The following is a 22,732-nucleotide window of genomic DNA, read 5'->3' on the forward strand; positions in this document are numbered from 1 at the left end:
GAGTATAAAGGACATATATTCTTTATAAATATTGTTCTCATCAATTAAAATCAATGAATACAAGGAAAAAACATATTGATTGGTTAAATCACGGTTTAGAATTCATAGTAGTAATAATTGGAATTCTTATAGCTTTTCAGTTAAACAAATGCTCAGCAGAAAACCAGCAAGAGAAAACAATTTCTATTCACTTAGAACAAATAAAAAAAGAAACAGAAATCAACAAAAGGTTTCTTGAATCTGCATTGAAATTAGGTGAATCAAATTTGGCCAAAATTGATACGATATTTGTTCTACTCAATCAAAAAGAAGATTATAACAGAATAAACCAATTATCTATTGAGCTTCTTAATTTAAGTGGGGCATATTTTAGAAAAAATGCTTTTCAAAACCTTGTAGAATCAGGCGATATAAGATTTATCAAAAACTTTGATACAAAGCAAAAAATAATCAATTTGTATGAATATTATAAGTGGGTTGAATCATTTGATGAAATTTCGAGAAGCCTTTACATTCAAGATTACTACCCGTATTTAAAAAACAACTTTGACCTTGTCGATGGAAAAAAACAAGACGAAGAGATCTATAAATCAAAATTATTCAAAAACATATTGGCTTCCTACAGTCAAACAAGTCAAAATAAAACCCAAAAATATAGAGATTGCTTCAAAGAAATAGAAAGATATTTAAAACATGATAAAGAAGACTGATGAGAACAAGGTATATGATGTTCACAGCTGCTAAACGGAGCTTTGCCATATATACTAAATGTTATGTAGAATTAATAAACTTCTGATTTGGAAATAGATTTAACCTCTCAAATATTAATTCAAGAGCTGGCCATATGGATGGATGGAGGTTCGATAAAATTAAAATGTACAAATCAAAAAAAGCAGGAATTCGAAATCGAATTTGTGCAAAACGTTAATTGGGAAATTCTTGAATTCCAAAAACTTCCCGGAAGGATATATTTGAACGAAAATCTCATTCCCAAAAGATCTGTCATGGAGAAAAAGATTATTGAAAGCCTGGAAACTGCACTATTTACAAATTCGTCAGATATAGAAGAAACCATCTTTAAAGAAAAAATCAACTATGTAAAGTCTGAACAGTTTATTCTGGATTCTAACAAAATACAGATACGAAAAAGATAAAAAAAGCACAACAAGGCTCATGTGTTTGTTATCTTAGGCTCTTTAACCAGAATTGCACTTGCATATCATTCCACAGCTAATCATACACAAACTATTATCCAACATTAAAAATGAATATCAGTTTTGATCTTGACAGCACTTTAATTCCAAACGGGAACGAGTTTGAAACAGAAAAGCGTAACGGAATTGCTAAGCTGTTCGGAATTGAAAAAATACGAAAAGAGGCAAATAAATTAATTTCCGATTTGCAAAATCAAGGTCATAAAATCCATATTTATACCACATCATTTAGATCTAAAAGAAAAATAAGATTGACTTTAGGATATTATGGAATAAAAGTCAATCGAATTGTAAACCAAACAGAAAATCGACGAGTTTTGAAGTCTCGGAATATTAACTCATCTAAATTTCCGCCAGCTTTTGGTTTCGATTTACATATTGATGATTTAGAAGGTGTTAGAATTGAAAGTGAGAGATTTGATTTTAAAGCAATTATTGTTAGACCTACCGATAAAGATTGGATAGAAAAGATAAAAAGTGAGATAAAAAATGCTGAGTAACACTATAAATGTAATCATAGCAGCTAAATGATGAATCGAATGTTTGTCATAATTATGGTAAGGCGCAATGCTTACAGAAAGAAAAGTTCGCAACCAATACTCAGAAAAATCAAAAAACAAGGTAACATTTTGCCTTGTTACTACACACATTAATGTTAATAGCAATTTTTAATATTTATACAAAAAAAGAAATGAAAAGAATAAAATTATTTCCAGTTTTAGCAACTCTACTATTTTTAGCCAATGCTTGTAATAGTGATAACGCAGTTGAAGAAATAAAACTGAATAATGAAAATACCATAAAATCCTTCGTAGTAACAATCAATTCAGTGGATTATACTGCGGAAATTGATCAAGAAAACAACACCATTAATTTGTCTCTGCCGTATGGAACTGATTTAACACAAATTTCTCCCAATATTATTACTTCAGAAAATGCTTCAATTATACCAGCATTAGGTGTTGCACAAAGTTTTCAATCTCCAAAAACATATACCATTACTGCAGAGAATGGGGATATTAGGAAATACACTATCACTATAATTGCTCCAAATGATGAAAGTAAGATTCTAAGTTTAGTTATCGATAACAAAGATTCTGAAAATATTATAGGTTTTATCGATGAAGAGTCGAAATCAATACTTCTAGAAGTTCCAAATCCACTCGAATTATCTGCCTTGAAAATTAATCTAACTGTTTCAGAAAATGCAACCTCTGAACCATCATCTGGTAGTATTGTTGACTTGAGTAATTCATTGACATATAAAATAACCGCTGAGAATGGCGTCAGTTCTCAATATAGAATTGTCACATACACCACAAATCAGTTGGCTAATCCAAATGGGAATAATAGTGGTGACGGATGGAGTTTTGATGGGAATTCGGGAGTTGAATTAACTTTTGACTTCGGAAATATTTTCTATGTTGTTGCAAATGATGGTGACTTTTCACCCAATATTAATCAAACAATAACATTTCCCAGAGATTATAGTGAAAAATACATTCTATTTATTGGTAATCTGACTACAGAAAAAGTAGTTGAAGGATCTATCACTAGACATCCTTACTTATGGGCATATCAAATAGGTAACTTTTCACAAGATGATTGGATATATATGCAAGGTATGTCACATACCGAAGGTGAAAATGTATGGCAGATTGTTTATGGGACTCATCAATTACTTCCAAATGCTACAGGAACACATTTCAAAATTGCACAAGCATTAAAAAAAGGAGATCCTTATGATGGGACTAAAAGTAAATATAGAGATCTAGAAGTGAGACTTTTTGAATCTTCTGCGGATGCTGAAATTTATGTAGCGAAACTATATCAAAAATAAACTCTACTAACAAATAAACCTCATTAAAATGGGATATTCAAATCGTTATATATTCTTATCATAGCAGATATAAGCAGAACTGGTATAAGAGCATATCTGATCCTTAAGAGCCCATATCTGCAAGAAGAAAAACCCCATACAACTAGTCGTATGGGGTTTTTGGTTGGCTCGCCTGTTTTTACATATGTATTACATGTCTGTAATATAATCTAGTGATAATGTTAATGTTCTTAATCGAATTAATGGTTTTGGTTGTGCGGTTAGATTAGAAAATATAGTAAGATCAAACCAAAGTGATGCTTCGGTATCATCTACCTGATTTGTACTAAACCATTCTTTAATACTATTGGCCCAATCAGAAATCATTTGCTTCAATGCTTTATCCGATCCATCTCCCAGTACCTGTATCGACTGTAATGGTTGCATAACTACCGGAAGGAAAATATCGCTTAACTTACTGTTTGCCTGGTAGCTATAATTAGCATTCATTAAAATACTAACGGTATCCTGGGAATTTTCTGCTAATAACGTATCAAACAAAATGGTAAGCTGTTGCTCTAACGTCCCTACATTAGGGCTGGACGGATTATTAATCGTTGCAATATTTAGCGGTTCGCTACTATCTATAGTTGGGTGAAATGCATTCGAAAACCCAATATTACCTGTCGTATATACAAAATCATCTGCCGATGGTTTACCAGGAACCAATTCTACATTACGTTTCAGGTTTGCAGTGGTATCTGCATCCTGTCTGTTTAGGATATTCATCGTAGGGATAAGTACCACACGATCTGCTATAGATTGCCCAATAGAAGCTTCAAGGATTTTGCCTGTATCTTTAGAAGTATAATAATAACTATAACTGGCTCCATCTTCGGGATCAATAGAAATTGCATTATAATCTGGGATATTCACAATCGGTATACCTATTCCTTCTGGTACTGCACCAAAAATATTAACTACTAATACTCCTGTAGTGGTTTCTATCGTTGTAGAACTTTCTTTGATGTAAAATGAGTATGGATCTGCTGTATAGCCTTGTTTTAATAGCTCATTAAAGGCATTAAGAGCAAAACCATTACTGGTTTCTGCGGCATCTGCCATTCTGGAGACCATCTGGTTATAAGAGGATAAGGCTACTGCAGCCGATTCGAACTGAGAAGCATCGGTAGTCGTAGCATCGATCTTGATTAGTGTATCATTAAATACCTGATTAATGTTAGGGAAAACAGAAATAAACTCAGCCATCTGTGCAAATGCATCTTCAAAACTGCCAAGAGCTTTAGTCATATTCTCCTGAACATTAAATAGAATCTCAAAATTAACCTGATCTTGAGGATAATGGAAAGATTGAGAATACGTAATCTGGTAGTTCCAATTTAAGATATCATCTATCGCATTATTAGTACTGGTCATATAAGGATAAGAAGCTTCTTGTTTCACCATTGCTGGTGCAGTAGGGAAGGATCTTAGGATTAAAGGAACTTTAAATGCCCCTAATGAAGTTTCTAATGGATTGATTTGGCTTTTGTTTTTGCTTTTGCCTTTTGAAATAAAACTTAACCATGATGATGCTTTATAATCTTCGATTCCCGGAACCGAACTAATTTGGTGTTCGATCGCAAAGCCAGTATAGCTAATATCCAGATCTACATAAGATAGTACTTCATTTTCGGTACCTCTAATGATATCCGGAGAAGAAAGCAGGAATGGCAACTTGGCATCTTTACTTTCACTTAACGCTAATTTTGGTGAACTTAGACTAAAGGATGAGCTGAAGTTACCACCATCAACGTTTTTCTGTACGGTATGACTTAGCGGAGGTGTAATAACGTTTCCAACTTCATCAAACAATGTATCTACAATAGTTACTACAGTTTTATCGATTACAGCATCTCCACTTAATTTTAAACGTACAATGCGATTATTTTCACTAAGCAATGAAGCGTTTACAACATTTATATCATCAGAAACGGTGTAGTTACTTATTGTTTCTGCTTCTTCTTTACTCATAAAATTAGAGAAGAAAAGGTACACTATAGTAGCGTCATCCTGATCTAACTCTACTCCCATAAAGACAAAATTCTGATTTATATTTCCGTATAGTTGGGGAGTATCTGCACCTTCGGTAACCGTATCTGCTTGTACCGTTGCGGCAAACTGAATTCCGGCACGAGTAGTATACGCATTACTAAGTTTAACTAATAATTGTTGTAAAAAGGTTTCCTGAATATCGGAGGTATCTGCTGTCTGTCCTGCAAAAACAGGGACCATCGATAGTTTAAGGATTTCTGCCAGTCGTTTTTTATTGGCCAACATATCGGTGAGGAATGTTGTACTTCCGAAATCATCAACTAATTGAATAGCAGCTGTAAATTCTGGAGTTAATACATTATCAATACTCGAAAAGATCTGTTTACCCCAAACATCCATATCAATGTTTTTAAAATCGGTATATGTAGAAGGAGTAGAAAAATCTATCCCTGTCTTAGGATTAAAATAGTAGATAGGAATGTGGTCTTTTGTTTCTAGTTTATTAGATATTGGTTTTGGTGCAAAAATCACCGGGTTACTGGTATCGTTGATCTCATATCCAATACTGGTAGCCGAATCAAGACCTAATCGGGTAGCCCATATTTCTGTACCCCCGGCATTACTTAGATTTTCATCACGGTCTACACCAGAAGTAACTTTAAGTTGATACACATCATTTTTAGATAAAGCAGTTTCAAATCCAGCTGCAAAGTCTTCTAAACCTGTTGTTTTTGCTGCCTCTGCTTTAGATAAAGGAGGAACAATGGTACTGGCCGATTTAATACCTCCCGTAGTTTCAAAATCACCAGAAATAGAACCTCCGGTACGCTCGATGGTAAAACTTAACTCTAGTCGGAATATTTGCTCGGTGTTTACCTGTGTCGTGTCTATATCAAAAGATATCATATGATCACTATCTGGTGTCGCAGTAGTAATTTCTCCTATACTACGATTAGCCAAGAATAGATATATAGAAGTGATCCATTCCTGAACCAAGCTATTCACATCATCTTTGCTTAGTACAAAAGCATTAGAAGTTAACGTAGTATCTATCTGAAAAGCAATACCATTAGGATCAGTTAACTGGTACCAAATCTGAGTATAAGTTTGTAGATCCCTGGTGGCTTGTTCTATCACTGTAGAGGTTGCCAGATCTTTATCATTATCAGCACTAAATTTTGACCAGCCGTTAAAAATAAGAACATTAGTATCGTCGGGATTCGTTAAATCAGCTTTAACGTTACTTATGGTAACCGTTATTTCTACATTTTCAGGAATATTATCTACGGTAATAGTGACCGATTTTTTATCGGCATTAAGAACAATCGACTCGATATTAACATTTTGATCGATTGTATAATTAGCTTTGTCCACAGCACTAGTCTCATCTACAGTTACAGTATATTGCCCCAGAATGGTAGTACTATTTTTTGCTGTTGTTGAAATCAGTCCCTGATAATAACTAGGATCAAAATTTAATCCTGTATCTAGTTTGGCTTGCCCTTCTTCACCGGTTACCATCCAGGAAGAACTAACAGAAGGCCACTGGTTAAGTCCAAGAATAGCATCTGTATAGCCTGTTAATACCGGTGGTTCATTTAATGGCTCATTACTGGTTGCCGATGGATCTGATAACTCACTTATAATACTGTTACCATAAATATCCTGCCATGCAAAATTAACTTGAAGAATATCTCCTAATCCTAAATATGGACTATCGTTCCCATCAGGGAGATCATGTTCTGAAGCTACTACCTCTTTACTAAAACGAGTATAAGGTATGCTTACCTGGTAGTTCCAGTTATCATCGGCAGTTAGTGTTTTTGGAACCTGTCTTTTATCGGTACTATCTGGATCTTCTGCATCTGTTGTCGGACCAGAAGGTAAACCAATGTTACTACTGTTAAAATAATCATTAGCTACTACCTGATAGGTGAGTGAACTATAGACATTTTGTAAGAATAACTCTCCAAAATCTGCTGTTTTTGGATTATCAGGAACAGGAGCAGGTATAGGTCGTATTGCATCTATAGAAGTAGTACCTGCCGCAACATTAGCCGTCCTGATTTTTGGACCACCAGTACTTGTAATATCTTGATTATCGGCAAATATCCCAATAACATCCTGATTGTAATTGGCTATAGAAGAAATATTTTCTCCATAAAAATCGGATAATGAAGCGAAAGTAGTGCCGCCAGGGCTGGTACCTACAGTGATCGTAAGCTGCGGTAAGAAAATAGAATCAAATAAGTTTAACTGATCTGGTAATTCACTACCTGATTTTTGTTTATTGATTTCCTGTATTGCCGCGACAGTCGTTTCAAAACGAGTAGCGATTTCCTGAAGTGTATTGCCACCAACTCCAACTTCGTAGATGCCTTCATTGATATTTAATTTAATCCCTGATCCAAGGGTTAGATTTTGATTATCGGTAGCGACATCAGCAATATTTCCGTAGTATGCATAGGCCAGTTCACTTAATGTTTGGGTATTGGCAGATGCTAATTTTATGATATTCGGATTGGATTGTGCAAAGAGTACAGAGTTATTTTTATTAATAGCCTCCCCATTAGCAAAAACATTCATATACGAAGTTATTGTGTTTTGCAGGCTTTCTTCAGAAGGTTTACTGTACATTACGATAAATGATAATGTAGCCTCCCCGTTATCATCAAAAATACGATCCGGTAGCCCTTGTTTACTATCTGTATTATAGTAGTATAAATAATATCCTCCGTTTCTGGTAATGCTGGCTTGCCATAATAATCGTAAGAAATCTGTCTCTGTATTGAGCAATCGCATTTTTTCATCTTCAGGAATCGATGCAGTTTTAAGTAATGCACTAAAAGCCATATCAGGCCTGGTTTCCGTAGAAAGGTTTACCTGGGCTAATCCCATTGTGAGTGCATTTTGTGCATCGGTCTGTATACCATTAGGAGTGCTTCCATTAGAATCAACAGCATAGGCAGGGATCAAACTGGCAATTAGCGAATTGTTATCACCAATTTCGCTAACTATTTTTTCCAGAATATTAGCGTTATTACTATTCGCTCCAACTACTTCATAAGTAGTTAGTGTAGATGGGCTATCAGAAACGATAGGCACTCTCTTTATAGTAACTTCTACCAGGGATCCTAATCCATAATATGCAACATCATGATTGATCATCTTTTTAGAAACGTCATCATATTGACCAATTAAAAATTCCATTCTTGGATTAACCGCCCGAGTGCTTAGATCCGGAAGTTGAAGTAATGTGTCTGGTAAAGGCCATAAGCTCAATGCTGGCACACCAGGAGGAGTACCTCCGTACGGAAGGTTAATAGAAGAAGCGGCATTCCATACAATCTCCGATGTATAAGGATAACTAGCTTCACTATTGGTAAACAAATCATTAACACCTAAGAAACTAAGACCAGTATTTAATTTGTTTTTAGTAGCATATTCAGCAACCTTATTTATGCGTATAGCATCATCACTATCGGGTGTAATAGTAATTACCATTTTTGAAGGGTCATCACCGTTAAATGATAACCATTTTAATCCATCTGGATCTGGTTTGCTAAAGGTAATTTCAAAATCATTACCTTCTGTAAGAGTGGGGATAGGAAACTGCTGACCATCTAGTGCATATAGTCCTGCAGATTCTAAATCCCCGTATGATAAAACACCATTATTATCCTCTACCCACATTCCTTTATAGTTTGGTGTAACTCCATCTACCGGAAGTTTAAGCCCTGCCAGGTAATATCGAGAAGTCATACCAGACAAGTGCTGAATGCCTTGAGTAGCCTGAATTTCTTTAAGTAGTTCTCCTACTTTAAACTGCTCCAGATTTGCCATATCCAGAGTGGCAGAATCAAATAGATCTGCAATCTTATCGTTATTATGCTCTTTATCACCAGAATTGGCCAGATCTTCTGGAGTAACATTAAATTTAGAAGCTACACTTCTCAGGGTATCACCTTCGACTGTAGTATATGTAACTAAAGGAATGCTCAATGTAGCAACAGGAAGTAGTAAGTTGGCTATAGTGGCGACATTACCATCAGTAATTAAAATATCGACATCAATTTTGTTTCCTTCGGGTACAGTGGCATTGATAGCATCAACGACTTGTTTTAGAGATTGAGAAGGTAAAGTGGTGTAATCGTATGTATAATTATTATAGGTAAAACTAATAGCGATACCTTCTTGCAGAATATTTTGAGTTTCTTTATTTAGTGTTGCCAGGCTATTTCCATCAAAACTCTTTCCGTAAATAGCTTGATTAGCAATACTATCAAAAGTATCCCCCTGTTGCACAGTATATGTACTTTTAGAGATATACATGGTTTTGCCAGAAGTTAAAGTTATACCAGAATTATCATTAAAAAGTTCTGCAATAGTATACGCCATATCCCCAGAGAGATCACCATGATCATTAATCCATTTTACAATACTGTCTGGGCTATCTCCGCTATTGGTATAATATTTAAAATCTTTTAAAGAATCCTGCGCACTCTGAACCATTTGTTTGGCAATCAGTAAGAAATAGTCGCTAAACACAAAGTTACCGACAGAGATATCTTCTCCTTCTGCAAAGGCAGCAAAAGTTACAGGATCTTTCTCTTGCATCTGGATTGCCAATTGATCGAAGTATTTTCTAAGATCACTTATATATGTAGAAGAAATAGTATTATAGCTTTCAAAATCATAGGCCACTCCTTTGTAATCGGTACCATAATCTGGTGTCGATAATTGTAGTGACAATGCCATTGGGAAAAATGTGGCATTGACATCTGTTTCTTGTTGTGGCTGTTCCTGAATATGCAGATCAAACTGGTCTGTCATAAAAGAATCTATAGCTTCTGTTGGGATTGGACTAGGATTAGAAGGATCACTAAAATATGCTAGTAATTGTGTTAATTGCGAGCTGGTGACAGGAGTATTATCTACTTGTTCACTAGTAATAGGACCATTCTGAAGTGCAGCGACTGTCCATCTAAAGATTTCTTTACTTAATAATTCAAAAGAAGAATCTGCAGTGTCTTTAAAAGCTTTTTGGTATCCATCTACACGATCCTCTTGTGGTGGTGTCATAGATTCTAAGAAAAGCATAGCGATATAACATGCTTGTTGCTCGCTTAGTTGGGTAGCCTTATCACCGGCCATAGTAAGCCCAAGTCCCAGGTATCCTGTTAGTGGAGCTATCGTTGCAGCTTTTTCTAGGTTAGACCAGTTTGGTGTTACCTGAGTTAATGTTACTGTAAGTGGGTTGTGTAAAGCAATACGAAGTTGTTTTGCATTTTGTAACTCATTCTGCGCATATGCTTTTAAAGCCATACCAGAAGAAGCATCCTCCCAAGGTGGATTACTTGCTATGGCTTTGATGGTAATACTTTGACTTATGCTTGCAGAGAAGCTGAAGTGCATTTTTATTTTGAATAGCCCCAGGTTTATACTTACACTTAATGAAACACTTACCGAAGCTGATAACTGAATTACAATAGGCTCGTAAGGAGAGAAGGTTAATTGAGCCAGTAATCTAATATCAATATTAAGATCAGCTTTTATGATCGCAAAATCAACGGTACCATATAGTTTTCCGATAACTCCTACTGTACCTCTAAACCAGAAATAATATGCCTCTGCTACCTGGGCATCATTAGATGATGAGGTAGTCGTTAATTGATATGGATTGTACTTGGCCAGAACTCCTTCTAAAATGGCTACTGCAGTAAGGCTAAACCCTGCTTTCAAAATACCGGCATCAAAATCATAGCCAAACCCAAATTGCATACCAAAACCAAAAACCAAAACTGGATTAAAAGTACCTAGAGTGGTATCTGGTACTTTATTAGTTGTCGCACTGCTTAGTTTACCAAAATAAACTCCGGCCGAACCCATAACAGGGATTGGGATACCTATTGGTGTCCAAATCAGGGTTTGGAAGGTAAATGATCGAGAAAAATCTTCTTTCCAAGGGAATCCTATATCTACCTGAAAATCACCATTGGTGAACAATTCTATACCAAAAATAGGTAATGTAAGGTTAACCTGGCCTAGCTGTATTTTTCGCATTACTGTGGGTAAAGCAATTTCTGCTTTATACAGCCCAATGGTATCACTGATTTTTTTGTATAAAATCTGGAAGTCCAGACCTTTAAAAATACGAGCGGGTTCTCCTTCGAGAGCCAGGCGTAGCGCATATAAATTAGGATCGTTAAAAACAATCTGCATGGTGATAAAATAACCACTACTACTTGCATCAGATCCATTTGCTAATGCCACTGCCGATGTAGATTTTTTATCTTCCTCGAGTTTAAGTACTCCAAAATCCATTCCTACCAGCCAGTTGCTGTTAGGGTCTAAAGTAATACCAGGAATTTCTCCGGGCTCTGTAGGTGGTAGATCAGCCATAATTTTTATAGCATCCTGTACTTTTTCTACATTCTGAAAACCTGGTATTGCAACGTGCTGTCCTAATGCGAGTAATTTTAAATCCAGATATTTGTTGCCTTGCCCCGAAGGAGAAGGCGTAGTTTCTGGTTTGGAGGCATCCCAGGTTAAAGGTTCCTTAGTGTCGTCTTGCCATAAGAAACTACCATCTAAAGTAACCATCACCCCATTATCTTTTGGATCAGTTTGGTTTGATTTGTAAGTAACTCCAATAGATTCTATAGTAGCAAATCCTAATGGAATACGGCCTATACCCAGACTAAAACTCACCTGTTTTGATGTGAAATCATATTTTAGACTCAGGTTGTTAAGTGGTACCTTGTCGAGAAGATTCCAGGGAGCAGCTAATCCAAATTGAGTTCCTGTTGCCCAGGAAACCATTTTTTCTACCATACTACCTATAGTAGTAGATTCGGTAAAGCTTAATTCTGCTACATAGTGATGTTTTCCATTGGTGCCAATGTCCTTTACTTCACCTTTTAAGAATTCCCAGATAATCCCAAAGGATTTTACACTGGGATCGAAATCATAGAATGCCTGAAAATTGATACCTAACCAGGTAACATTAGCATTTATATTACCATAGTATCCTACTTCTGTTTCTTCATCTTTTTTACCATATGCTACCATAGCATTACCTTCTACACTAAGATCCAGGAAATCAATCTCCCAGGGTTTAGCAGTTTTACCACTAAATTCCCAATATTTAGTTTTTGTCTGGATTTTAAAACCAAGACCATCAATTGCATAATCAAATCCATCTTCGGGTTTCCAGGTTGGTGCAATGTAAAAAGTGAGTAGCTGCCCAATTTCTAGGGCGCCAGAGGTCTGTGTGCCGGTAAATGTCCAACCACTTCCTGTGGCATAAGTAGATTGTAGGGATAGCCCAATTTTCATACTTTCGGGTAATACCACAAATTCACCACCAATACTCACTTCATTGTTACCTGTGTTGTGAATGATATTAGTGGTTAGTTTATTAATCGTGAAAAGAGGTCCTATAACTAAAGGTTTATCTGCTTCGAGAATCGTATTTAATTGATAATATTTTTCATTTGGTTTTAGATCAAAATCTAATAAGGTTACAGCGGTTTCTAAATCTAAGGGTCCTGTACCAAATAATTCTAGTAAGTCACTAAGCTGGATAACGCCATCACTTAACCCTCCGTGGACTTTAAAATGAGGATAAGTACCTAAAATACTAACCGTTCCTTTGCCTATTGTAAAATCACCAGTTACCGTAAATTCAATTTTTCTGTTCGCTACGTCCTGCACGTTGTAGACTTGTACATCTACACTGGGATTAATTTGAAAAGGAGGATTTGCAGACAATTCCCAGGGGGTGTCGGTACTCATTGCATACGACATATAATCAAATGCATGAGTTTGGTTGTTATAGTGTAGTTGAATGTCTTTTAAACCAAAACCTGCCATTCCATTCAAAGGAGGTTGAAGTACTTGAACCAGATTAATACCTCCTGCCATCTGGAAAAAACTGGATACACTAAGAGGACTGCTAAAACCGCCAGTAATAAGCCAGGTGTTCTCTTCTTCAGGGTATTTAATCATTGTTTCCAGTACTATAGGATCATTATTGGCATCTTTGCCAGACCCAATAATATTCCCTTTCAAACCTCCTTCTACTGCGCTTCCGGCTTCGTTAATTTTTAAACTGAAACCGGGCTTTTCGAAACCTATCCAGGGGATTCCGTCGATATTCCAACGTTGATTTATTTCCGTTTCAATCTCTGTTACAACCGACTCCTCGGGACTGGTAAAATTTAATGTGATATTAAAATCAGGACCGAAGGCAGTTGTTGTTCCTTTAGATAGAGTAACTTTTGTTACCGTATCTCCATCTTTTTCTTCTGTAATATCCTCTTTGGCGACAGTAATAAAAAACAAATTACCGGTGACCAGTTTGAAAAACGAGGATAGATATGTATTTGGTAATGCATTTAGGATATTTACACCACCATTACTATAATTATTGATAAGTTTATTATACACACCTTCTAATGTAAGTGCTTCTTCTTCTAAGACCATTAGATCAGTGTCAGTACTGGTTTTGGTACGCGCTTTTGAAGATGCTAATAGCGTAACAATAGGTAAGACCAGTTTTACTCCTACCAGACCGAGCATTAATTTATCATGAATATCTTTTTGATAATAAACTCCTAAATTCGTGAAATAGGTGTGTACATCATTAGATGTGGTATACGAATTTACCATAAACGCTCCCGAAACAGCTAATGCATCGTAATACGCTTCAGGTTTACCGGGGTTTGTTTTTTTTAGATAAGTGTCAAAAGTCTGATTTCTGAAGTTTAATGCTGCAGTTTTTGCCGCCTCTGCAACGGGAGAATAGTTTACGGCAGATAAAGTAGAAGGATAATTGGCTCTATCTTCTTCTCCTGTTTTCGGGATTTGTAAAAAAGGTTGTCCTACACTAATCGGTAGACTAGAAGATCCCTGGCCTTCAAAAACTCCGGGTAATCCCGAATTGGCGTAGTAATAATTGTAAACTTCCTGAGGAACTGGCCCAAGAGTGATCGCTACGATTTCTTTATTTCCTGCTCCGGTAAGTGTACTGGTTAGGTCATCAATTTTTACATAACTTCCATTTTTATAACCTTCTACTAATGATAATGTATATCCACCATCCATTAATGGTTTAACTTGCTGCCCCAGTTTAAGAATAAAATTATCTAAACTTAATTGGGCATAAGCCCCAAACATATCATTATCGATGTATACTTCTTGGATTTTTGCTTTAAGAGCGGGTAAAGAACTGTCCCTATTTTTTAGATCTACAGCAAATGCCGAAGCATAATCAAAAGGCATTTCCTGGTATTTTTCTTGTATTTTGGCAATATCGCTTAGAATAAAAAGCGCAATGGGTGTATTATTACTCATTTGCGCAGTAAACGCAGAAAGAATTAGATTTAAGGTCATTTCTGCCGGACTGGAAAACTGATGTAAACCATATATTGGCCAGAGTCGAAGTTCTTTTTTAGTAGTATGGGCATTATAAATCGACTCGGCATTTATAGATCTTATTTTTAAATCGGTATTATAGGTTTGATCTTTTGCATACCATGTCCATAAGGTTTCTGGAACAGTTGTGAAGGAATCTGCAGGAAATTTAAACGCTAACTCTGCAAATGAAGCTGATTCTTTTGTTAAATCATATGGGTCTTTATCTTTACGCTCTATTTGATTAGGTGCTTTTTCCCATAAATAAGGTTGAAGTCTTAAAAAATAGGTGACATTAAAGAGATCTGCATAATTTACTTCACTGTTATCGGCTCCACCAGTAAATCCAAAATCGATTTGTTCCAGGTTTGGCTTTTTATCTTTATATTCTAAAAAGGTGATGGTAGCTTTACCATAAGTTATGCTGGTCGTTGATATGTCATCTGGAATAAGACCGGTAAGCAGTATAGCCAATTTCTTTGGAGTATCTGCACCAGAATAGATCATTAGAATATTTTTAGAATAGTCTGTAGCATCAACTATTCTTTTCATAATATTTACTGTAGTGGCCTGATGCCCAAAATTAGGGGTGCCATCTACATAAAATCGTAGCTCATCCTTGCTTTTTATAAGTGCAAGCATGTCCTTTATTGATGCATCGGTAGTAGACTCACTAGTATCCTGCCCTTGCATTAATTTGGTTAAAAGATCATTGAAGTCGCCCATCTTAAAATATTTTTATGATTTGTGTAATTCTTTACAGAATTATGATATGTTGGTTATAAATGTCATGTCTATACTATTCTGCCAGTGCCGCTGTTTTCTTATTGCTTTTTAAGCTTTTTATGGAGCTTGGATCATCTTTCTTATACATGGCATACCAGCCTAACCCAGATGATTTACCTCCAGAATTAGGATTGCCAAACAGGTAAAACAGAGAAGAACCATTAGGCGGAATTTTGAGTAAGCCTAAAAATTTCAAAGCAATTTGAGTAAACATAAGAAGGAATGATTTCTTACTATCGTCAAAAGCTAATCGAAGTTGTCCTATAGAGAGTTTGAGAACCGATTGCAGGCTAATCAATTTTGCTCCGCCGCCAGTACCTGGTAGAGAAATACCAATATTGGCATTATAAGTATCTCCGGTACTATCTGGTGCCCAACTTAATAGCAGAAAGGAGTCTAAACTTACCTTCCCTGCCAGTTCTCCCGGAGTTCCCATATTTAGTTTAAAATCCAAGCCATACCAGGCAGAGTTGTCGACTCCAGATAATTTAACATCCGGGATTACAGTTAAGAAACCTTTGTCCTGAGGGCTTTTTTCACTGTTTCCGATAATTAGACCTTTTAGATCCAATGCAAAATTGATAAATAAACTTTCGCTCCTGGCTGTACTGGTAGTGATATCAAAGGTGATTTCTCCTGCATCAAAATTCAAGGATTTATTTTGCTGCGGATGTTCAATTTCATAAATCATAGCAATCCCAAGATTGCTGAAATTAAGGCCGGTTCTTGGAGTGAGGTTATCATTATCAGGGCTTCCGAAAGAGAAAATGTCAAAATTGGTTACATTTTCTGGATCACTCGTATTCTCAATGATTTTATAATCGATGAATCCCTGCATACTAAACCAAGACTCGTCATACCCCTCTTTTGGAGCATCTCGTGTAGTTAATAATACATTAGTAATCTCTATTTTATTATAGATATTACTATCGAACAAAAAGACATTATCTTCAACACTACCCATGCTATATACTGCATTCCCGTTATTAATCTGAAAACTACCTTTAAGTAAAATATTTTTGAAAATATTCTCTGGATTTCCCATACTTAATACATCACTATCAAAAAGTTTATTGATGGTTAATTGAGAATAGCTTTCAAAGTTTTTTACGGCGGTATTTTCGAATAAAACTTTTAGCGAGAGTAGCCTAAAGTCATAAGTATCTGCAGTGGTGGGAGAGATGGTTTCTGGCGGATTGATAGTGTCATCAAAGTCTGGGTCTACATAATAGATCAAACCAAACATAGTACTGGATTGATCAACAACAGCTCCTGTGTTTTTAGACTCTCCTTTTTTTACAGGGCTTATTTCTACTGCAAAATGATGGGCATTAAATGCTTCGGGATTAGTGATCCCAGCCATAATACCCTGAAGATTCGTAGGGATTTCTTTAATATCCATTCGCAGTACCAGAATACCGGTCCAGTTTTCATCGGTAGCAATTTCATTAAACTTAGAGAAATACTCGTTGTCAGATTGCTCGTATGTTTCTTTAAAATAAGATTGCAGCCATTGTGATAGTATGATCAATTGATCAGCATCTGGATCTTGTTGTACGCCTTCAGAATTAATGGTAGACGGAGAACCAAATTGATCGCGTTGCGTCCATTTTTTTGGATTAGCGACCAGGCTTTCTTTAGCACTAATTTCTGAGTCAGGATTAGGATCATATAATTTGCCTTTACGGCCCTTAATGATCATAATATTTTTGTAGTTGTTGTATTCACTTCCTTGTCCTATATTGGCCTGTAACTCCCAACTATCAATACTCATGATATTGTTAAATGTTGCTGTGAGCGGGTCTTCTTCACCTAATGCTCCTAAATATTTTGAATTTGCAGTAACTAAAAAGAGGTCGCTGGTTTGGAGTGCTTCGACCAGTTCGTTTTCGGGATTTAAAAACTCTAATTTATACTTATCACCATGATCTGTATTCTGACCTAAGAAAACTTCGTTCCATAAGGTTTGCCCTCCACTTTGTGTTGTAGTGGCCAAAAGCCCTGACGGAGTGGTAGAAGTAGTGGGAGTTACTCCGTTTTTATTTACCATTTGTTTTGCAGATAGCAATGATGTATTCGTGCTTGCTTTTCCGATGTTATTTCTACGAGTTTGACTAATGATTTGGCTTTCGAATGTTTCGGTATCTGATTCAGAAAAAGAAGTGATTCCATTTCCAACAGTTAATCCCAGGTATGGTACTATCGGAAATAAGGTTGTATTATTAGCGGTATATGTAAAGCCTAAATTATTATGAACAAATAGATCAGGATATTTATAAGAGGAACTACCTTCTCCAAAAAGAGCAGAGCCTTTTGGTTGAGATACATAGGTAACCGTATTACCCGAAGTGTTTAGTATAGTTGCCCAGGAGGTTTCTTTTGTATGAGATAATAAGGGAGCTGTTGGTGACTCTGGTGCTTTTACAGATGATGCGGCTTCAAAAGGGAATTTAGGTGCCAATGCCGCATTTTTAGAAATAAAACGAATGGTATCCCCTTTTTGACTTAAAGTAAAAAATTCTGTGCCTTGCAGGCCACACATCATGTAATATTCACCAGTAGTTGTTTCTTTTTGAAATTGAATTTCAAAATCTCCTTCGGGAGTAAAATGAAATTCTTCTGTATTACTATTATCGTTTATAGCTCCTGTAGAAATTACCAGACGAGCATTGTATATATTATTAGCTTCTTGCTTAGGTAGTAGTGTTATTTCATTTCCATAGTTAGAAGTAAAATACGAATTTAGAGTAGTATCTCTTTGATCACTGTTTTTACCGGTAAAGTTAAAATAGGTTCTTCTTGCGTTGTATGCTGTATTGATATTACATACAGAAGAATCATCATTCGGACAAGGATCAAAGGCTTCATTGGTAACATCTGAAGGATCGATTACAACACTAAACCCAAGATAATCTCCTGCAGGAGTGCTTTGGGCTAATGGGAGCCATTCTGATAATGAATCTTCATCACCTTCTTCTTCTGGAAATAAGTATTGAAACCCCCATTTTAGATCATTTAAAAGGGAAAGCCTGTTAATAAAAAAATTAGAAAAGCGTATACAGCCACGTAACTCTCCTGAGAAATCGATGTACCCTATTTTGGTAGGAATTGTTTTTGGAGCAGAAGTTCCTGAAAAATTGATGACCAGGTTACCTGGGTTACCATTAAGCGTAATTACATTGGTAGTATCATCTAGGATGAGTCCCATCCCGTTTTGTATGGTAAGGTTTAGGCTCGAGGTAAGAGGTGCTTGTAGTCCTGTATTTAAAGCAGAACCATCTGCACTAAGTCCCATAAGCGACGTATTAGACTTGTCGATTTCACTAATATCAATCTGTTCGAGCCATATCATAGCCCTATTGGCAGAACTAGAGGAGATTAACTCGTTTATGTTTTTTACAAAAGTTTGGGCATCTGTATCATTTTCAATAGAAGGTGCCTGCGCAGAAAACACAAAGTTTCCATTATAATAGGTATTGCTCAGCGCATCTTTTAGGTTAATAGTACCATTGGGAGGATCTATTCCTTCTGGAGTAACAAAAGCAATAAAACCACGATCATCTGTTGCATTTTCAGCGATATATAACTGATTGATAAACTTCTTAGAGAAAACTGTCATGTCTAACTAATTAAGATGTATAAAAGCGATAAACTTTTCCTTGTTTTAAGAGAATATAAGAGCACTGCTAGTTTGTTTTTAAACAAAAAGCATTAATAATGATAAGAGTAACACTATTGATGTTCAGGTGAGTAAAGGCCCATAGTGCATAGGCCTTTACTTATCTGAACACGTTAATTAATGCTTACTCCTCATCATAGTGTAAAGGAGATACTAATTAAGCTAAATAGCTATTAATTAGTAAATGTATAGGCAGCAGCCATAGTTTCCTGATTACTGTTCCCTGTAGGATTATATCCACTCATGAAAATGGCTATAGTATAGGTAAGACCTCTACCGATATTAACATTGTTAAAAGCCCCACCATTATTACTAGTGATCTGAACCGCAGACAATGGACGAGCGTAGAAAGAAGGAGCTCCAGCTTGCCAGATAGCTGCCCATGAACCATTACCTTTAAGGTCGATTTGATTTGGGAAGTTTTCCAAACCAAAAGACACACTAGTGGTACCAGGTTTTACGTTAACGATTGTTCCTTCAAAATTATTAGTAGTACTTGGTTGTCCAGCAGCAGGAATAAATGAAGAAGAACAAATGTTTCCATAAGTCTGTGCAGGGTCGTTTAGTGTAGGACCCACTGCATACCCAACAATATAGCTATTGTTATTAAGGTCCAGACCGTCAAAGTTTAACGATCCTGCCTGAGTATTACTAGGTATGATCTTGCTTTGAAGTGGTGGTGTACCAAATGGAATCTCGTTACTATTCTGCCATAATACTACTTGGTTTCCAAAAGTATTTGGTTGATTCCCCGAAAGCGTATCATAAGTAATGTCAAGAGAGTTGGCCGTAATGGTAGTAATCTCGATTTTTGTTGTTAATACCGTTGTTGATTTTCCTTGTTTTTCTAATGTTGCAGTACTCATAATTGTTTAGATTTAAATGTTAATTTTAGGTTTTAAAAATGTATCTATTTATCCGATGCCGGATCACTTGTGTTAAAATTTAAGATGGCTGCAGCAGTCGTATTATCTGCCCCCATAAAGTATATTAAGGTATATTCTGTATCCCGACCTAACGATAGGTTATTTAGTGCTACGATTCCTTGATTAGAGTAACTATCTATTTTTGTTTTAATAAGAGCGTCAGGCGGTAGATTGTATGGAGAAGCATAACCTTTCCATAATCCAACCCAATTTCCGTTTTTTTTGGGGAGATAGCCCGAAAGAGTTTGATAGAAAACTGATAATGAAGTTTGTCCTAGATTTTCAATTCCTATATGTACATTAGATAGCGGTGCTTTGATACCTCCTGCACCCAGGATAGCACTGGCACAAATATTTCCGATCCCAGAACCTACCCCATATCCCACTACATAGCTGTTATATGTAATAGTAAGACCATCTATAGTTACAGTACCACTTTGGGTATTAACTCCTATTTCTATCATTTTAATGGGCTCTACTGTCCAGGGAATAACAGATGATTCCCAAATAGCTATAAAATTTTTGTATGTCGATGGTTGATTAGCAGGAAGTCCCGAAAAAGCTACAGTAATTGATTCTCCGGTAAAACTAGTAATTTCAATCTTACAGGTATTGAGTTTTGCCGTTTCAATTGCTACAGCAAGAGGTTGAAATTCTTTCAAAGCAATAGGATTAATATTAGAGGTGTTAAATTTCACTATAGGACAGGATGCTAACACGCATGATGATCGATTCGGAAAACATAAAAAGAATACAACTATGCTTAATGTTATAATTCTCCTGGTTGTAAATCGGTAAAGCCCCAGTTTAAAGAAATAGTTGAAATTTATTGGCATTGCTATTTACTTTTTGATTTGTGTGTGTAAGTTGGTGTATTGAGCATGAATGTACTCTTGTACTAAGATACCTTTAAACCAAAACATTTCCTATAGGTATAAACCCGTGTTTTTTAGGAGTTTACAGTGGTGTTTTTTGGGATTATAGTAAAGGTTTTACCATAAAAAAGAAGGGAAAATAGGATGATTGTTGCTTAAAATCAGAAGGTTTACAACTATTTATGATAAGAAGCAGTACTTTTCTTAAAAGTGAAATAATCATGACAGAAATTAACGAATTGTCATCAAAAATTAGGAATATATAATTTGAAAAAAGCTTTAGAAAAGAGTCTTATTATATATGATTAAAATGTGTCGAAATATGTAATCTACATGGTTATGATTACGTTTACTTCTCCCAGAGATCACAAAACTGATGCTAGATGAGATCTGGTATTAGAATTTTGTTCTTTTGAGTAGAACCCGAACTTAAAACCTACTTCTTCTACATATATATAACTTTGTATAGCAACATCATAGCAAATAGGCGCATTTAGTTCTTTCATAAGATCTATAATACGGTAGAGTTTTGTTTTTGAAATCCCCAGACGAGATGCTAATTGTTCTGGTGATCCTGTGGCTTGTAAACGAGTGAGTTGATCTATTCGTTCTATAGTTTTAATGTGTTTAATAATAATACCCATAACTAAGTTTTTTATGATTACTGTTTTTTAATACACTTTTATTCTGATCTATGATAAGCTTTCAACTGATCTTAAAATTCAAAATTTTCAACTTCTTGGGTAGGATAGTAGGAGGCGTAATCCAATTTAATAGGACTTAATATAGGTGAGAATCCTTTTTTGTTCATTTTTTTGTATATTTGTTTGTGAGTAATACAAATATAGTTTAAAATATTGAACTAAACAAAATAATAGTTTAATATTTTGGTTATTTTGAAATGTGTAATATGTTTTTAAACTGGAAAGTTTATAATATTAACTTTTTTGAATATGGATTTACAAAAGATTAAGGAAATAGCAGACGAAAAAGGCAAGTTGATCAAGGATTTGATTGAAGAGACAGGGATTAAGAAAGGAACTCTTTTCAATTATATGAAAGGTAAAACAGCTATTACTTTAGAAGCTTTTCTAAAAATATCAGATGTTTTAAAAGTTCCGCCTTTAGAATTATTAGCTTTGGTTCAAAATATTAAACTTAATAATGATGCAGCAGAAATGATTCATGGTATAGAGTCTACTAATGATACTGGGCAGATCAAATCAAATTCTGTTAATGTCATGATGATTCCTTTAGTAAACCAATACGCATATGCGGGGTATTTAAGCGGTTTTGAAAATGAAAGTTATGTAGGAGAATTACCAAAAATGCCATATCTGGCAGATAGGCAATATAAAGGTAATTATGTATTTTTTGAGGTAAAAGGAGATTCGATGGATAATGGTAGTTATGAAAGTTATCTTGAAGGTGATCTTATTCTTTGCCGAGACGTAAGACAGGATTTTTGGAGTAGTAAATTACATATTAATAAATGGGATTTTGTAATCGTGCATAAAGAAGAAGGAATTCTTTTAAAAAGAATTATAGAGCATGATGTTGAAAAAGGAATACTAACTCTCCATTCTTTAAATGATTATTATGAAGATATCCAGGTCCATATAAAAGATGTGGCCAAAATTTTTAATGTTGTCGATGTAAGAAGACACAGAAATAGACGATAATTATAAGTTTTTTTCAAAGAGTACGATATACAAGGATTATATATAAACTATTGTTTTTTTGCATATTGCTTCTTGACTAGCACTTCACTTTTTAAGATTGTACAATTTCAATTCATAACCACAACTTTCTCTTTAGTTTGATTGATATTTCATTCTAAACAACTATTTCTTTTTGAAGTAATTTTTTCGAAAAGAATACGGCATTCCTTAAAACTAGAAATCGAGGTTAAATTAAGTTAATCTTTTTAACGTTAGGTTTACGATTTGTCATTATTATAG

10 protein-coding genes are annotated in these 22,732 nt (G+C 35.4%); 5 read left to right on the forward strand and 5 right to left on the reverse strand.

Going from position 1 to position 22,732, the window contains the following annotated elements:
• Positions 1-53 precede the first annotated feature (53 nt).
• The 4 genes from ATO12_RS12095 to ATO12_RS12110 all read left to right on the forward strand — a co-directional run bounded on the left by ATO12_RS12095 (position 54) and on the right by ATO12_RS12110 (position 3,054).
• Positions 54-710: a DUF6090 family protein gene (locus ATO12_RS12095; protein ID WP_034242272.1), complete on the forward strand. Its 657-nt coding sequence runs from the start codon at positions 54-56 to the stop codon at positions 708-710.
• Between the two features lie 87 nt (positions 711-797).
• The gene (locus ATO12_RS12100; RefSeq protein ID WP_034242273.1) at positions 798-1,154 is read left to right on the forward strand and encodes a hypothetical protein; all 357 of its coding nucleotides are present in this window, start codon (positions 798-800) and stop codon (positions 1,152-1,154) included.
• Between the two features lie 110 nt (positions 1,155-1,264).
• Positions 1,265-1,714: a hypothetical protein gene (locus tag ATO12_RS12105; protein WP_034242275.1), complete on the forward strand. Its 450-nt coding sequence runs from the start codon at positions 1,265-1,267 to the stop codon at positions 1,712-1,714.
• A gap of 191 nt (positions 1,715-1,905) precedes the next feature.
• Positions 1,906-3,054, forward strand: a complete 1,149-nt coding sequence (locus ATO12_RS12110; protein ID WP_131248824.1) for a hypothetical protein — start codon at positions 1,906-1,908, stop codon at positions 3,052-3,054.
• A gap of 189 nt (positions 3,055-3,243) precedes the next feature.
• On the opposite strand, the gene ATO12_RS12115 is transcribed toward ATO12_RS12110, so the two are convergent.
• From ATO12_RS12115 to ATO12_RS12135, 5 genes are all read right to left on the reverse strand, one after another.
• Positions 3,244-15,231 (reverse strand): LysM peptidoglycan-binding domain-containing protein, encoded by an 11,988-nt coding sequence (locus ATO12_RS12115; protein WP_034242279.1) that lies wholly within the window; start codon positions 15,229-15,231, stop codon positions 3,244-3,246.
• A gap of 73 nt (positions 15,232-15,304) precedes the next feature.
• Positions 15,305-18,910, reverse strand: coding sequence for a hypothetical protein (locus tag ATO12_RS12120; RefSeq protein WP_051575792.1), 3,606 nt, complete (start codon positions 18,908-18,910; stop codon positions 15,305-15,307).
• A gap of 233 nt (positions 18,911-19,143) precedes the next feature.
• Positions 19,144-19,836 (reverse strand): hypothetical protein, encoded by a 693-nt coding sequence (locus ATO12_RS12125; protein WP_034242280.1) that lies wholly within the window; start codon positions 19,834-19,836, stop codon positions 19,144-19,146.
• Positions 19,837-19,880: 44 nt separating this feature from the next.
• Positions 19,881-20,732: a hypothetical protein gene (locus ATO12_RS12130; protein WP_131248825.1), complete on the reverse strand. Its 852-nt coding sequence runs from the start codon at positions 20,730-20,732 to the stop codon at positions 19,881-19,883.
• Positions 20,733-21,136: 404 nt separating this feature from the next.
• On the reverse strand, positions 21,137-21,415 hold the full coding sequence (locus tag ATO12_RS12135) for a hypothetical protein (protein WP_051575794.1): 279 nt from the start codon (positions 21,413-21,415) through the stop codon (positions 21,137-21,139).
• A 309-nt stretch (positions 21,416-21,724) separates the two neighbouring features.
• Between ATO12_RS12135 and ATO12_RS12140 the strand changes: the two genes are divergently transcribed.
• On the forward strand, positions 21,725-22,453 hold the full coding sequence (locus ATO12_RS12140; RefSeq protein ID WP_051575795.1) for a LexA family transcriptional regulator: 729 nt from the start codon (positions 21,725-21,727) through the stop codon (positions 22,451-22,453).
• Positions 22,454-22,732 lie beyond the last annotated feature (279 nt).

It is taken from the genome of Aquimarina atlantica (genome assembly GCF_000626715.1).
GTDB lineage: Bacteria > Bacteroidota > Bacteroidia > Flavobacteriales > Flavobacteriaceae > Aquimarina > Aquimarina atlantica.

Coding starts and splice junctions, on each gene's coding strand:
- ATO12_RS12135 (WP_051575794.1), bottom strand. CDS start 21,415: ATGGGTATTATTATTAAACACATTAAAACTATAGAACGAATAGATCAA.
- ATO12_RS12120 (WP_051575792.1), bottom strand. CDS start 18,910: ATGACAGTTTTCTCTAAGAAGTTTATCAATCAGTTATATATCGCTGAA.
- ATO12_RS12095 (WP_034242272.1), top strand. CDS start 54: ATGAATACAAGGAAAAAACATATTGATTGGTTAAATCACGGTTTAGAA.
- ATO12_RS12125 (WP_034242280.1), bottom strand. CDS start 19,836: ATGAGTACTGCAACATTAGAAAAACAAGGAAAATCAACAACGGTATTA.
- ATO12_RS12140 (WP_051575795.1), top strand. CDS start 21,725: ATGGATTTACAAAAGATTAAGGAAATAGCAGACGAAAAAGGCAAGTTG.
- ATO12_RS12115 (WP_034242279.1), bottom strand. CDS start 15,231: ATGGGCGACTTCAATGATCTTTTAACCAAATTAATGCAAGGGCAGGAT.
- ATO12_RS12110 (WP_131248824.1), top strand. CDS start 1,906: ATGAAAAGAATAAAATTATTTCCAGTTTTAGCAACTCTACTATTTTTA.
- ATO12_RS12130 (WP_131248825.1), bottom strand. CDS start 20,732: ATGCCAATAAATTTCAACTATTTCTTTAAACTGGGGCTTTACCGATTT.
- ATO12_RS12105 (WP_034242275.1), top strand. CDS start 1,265: ATGAATATCAGTTTTGATCTTGACAGCACTTTAATTCCAAACGGGAAC.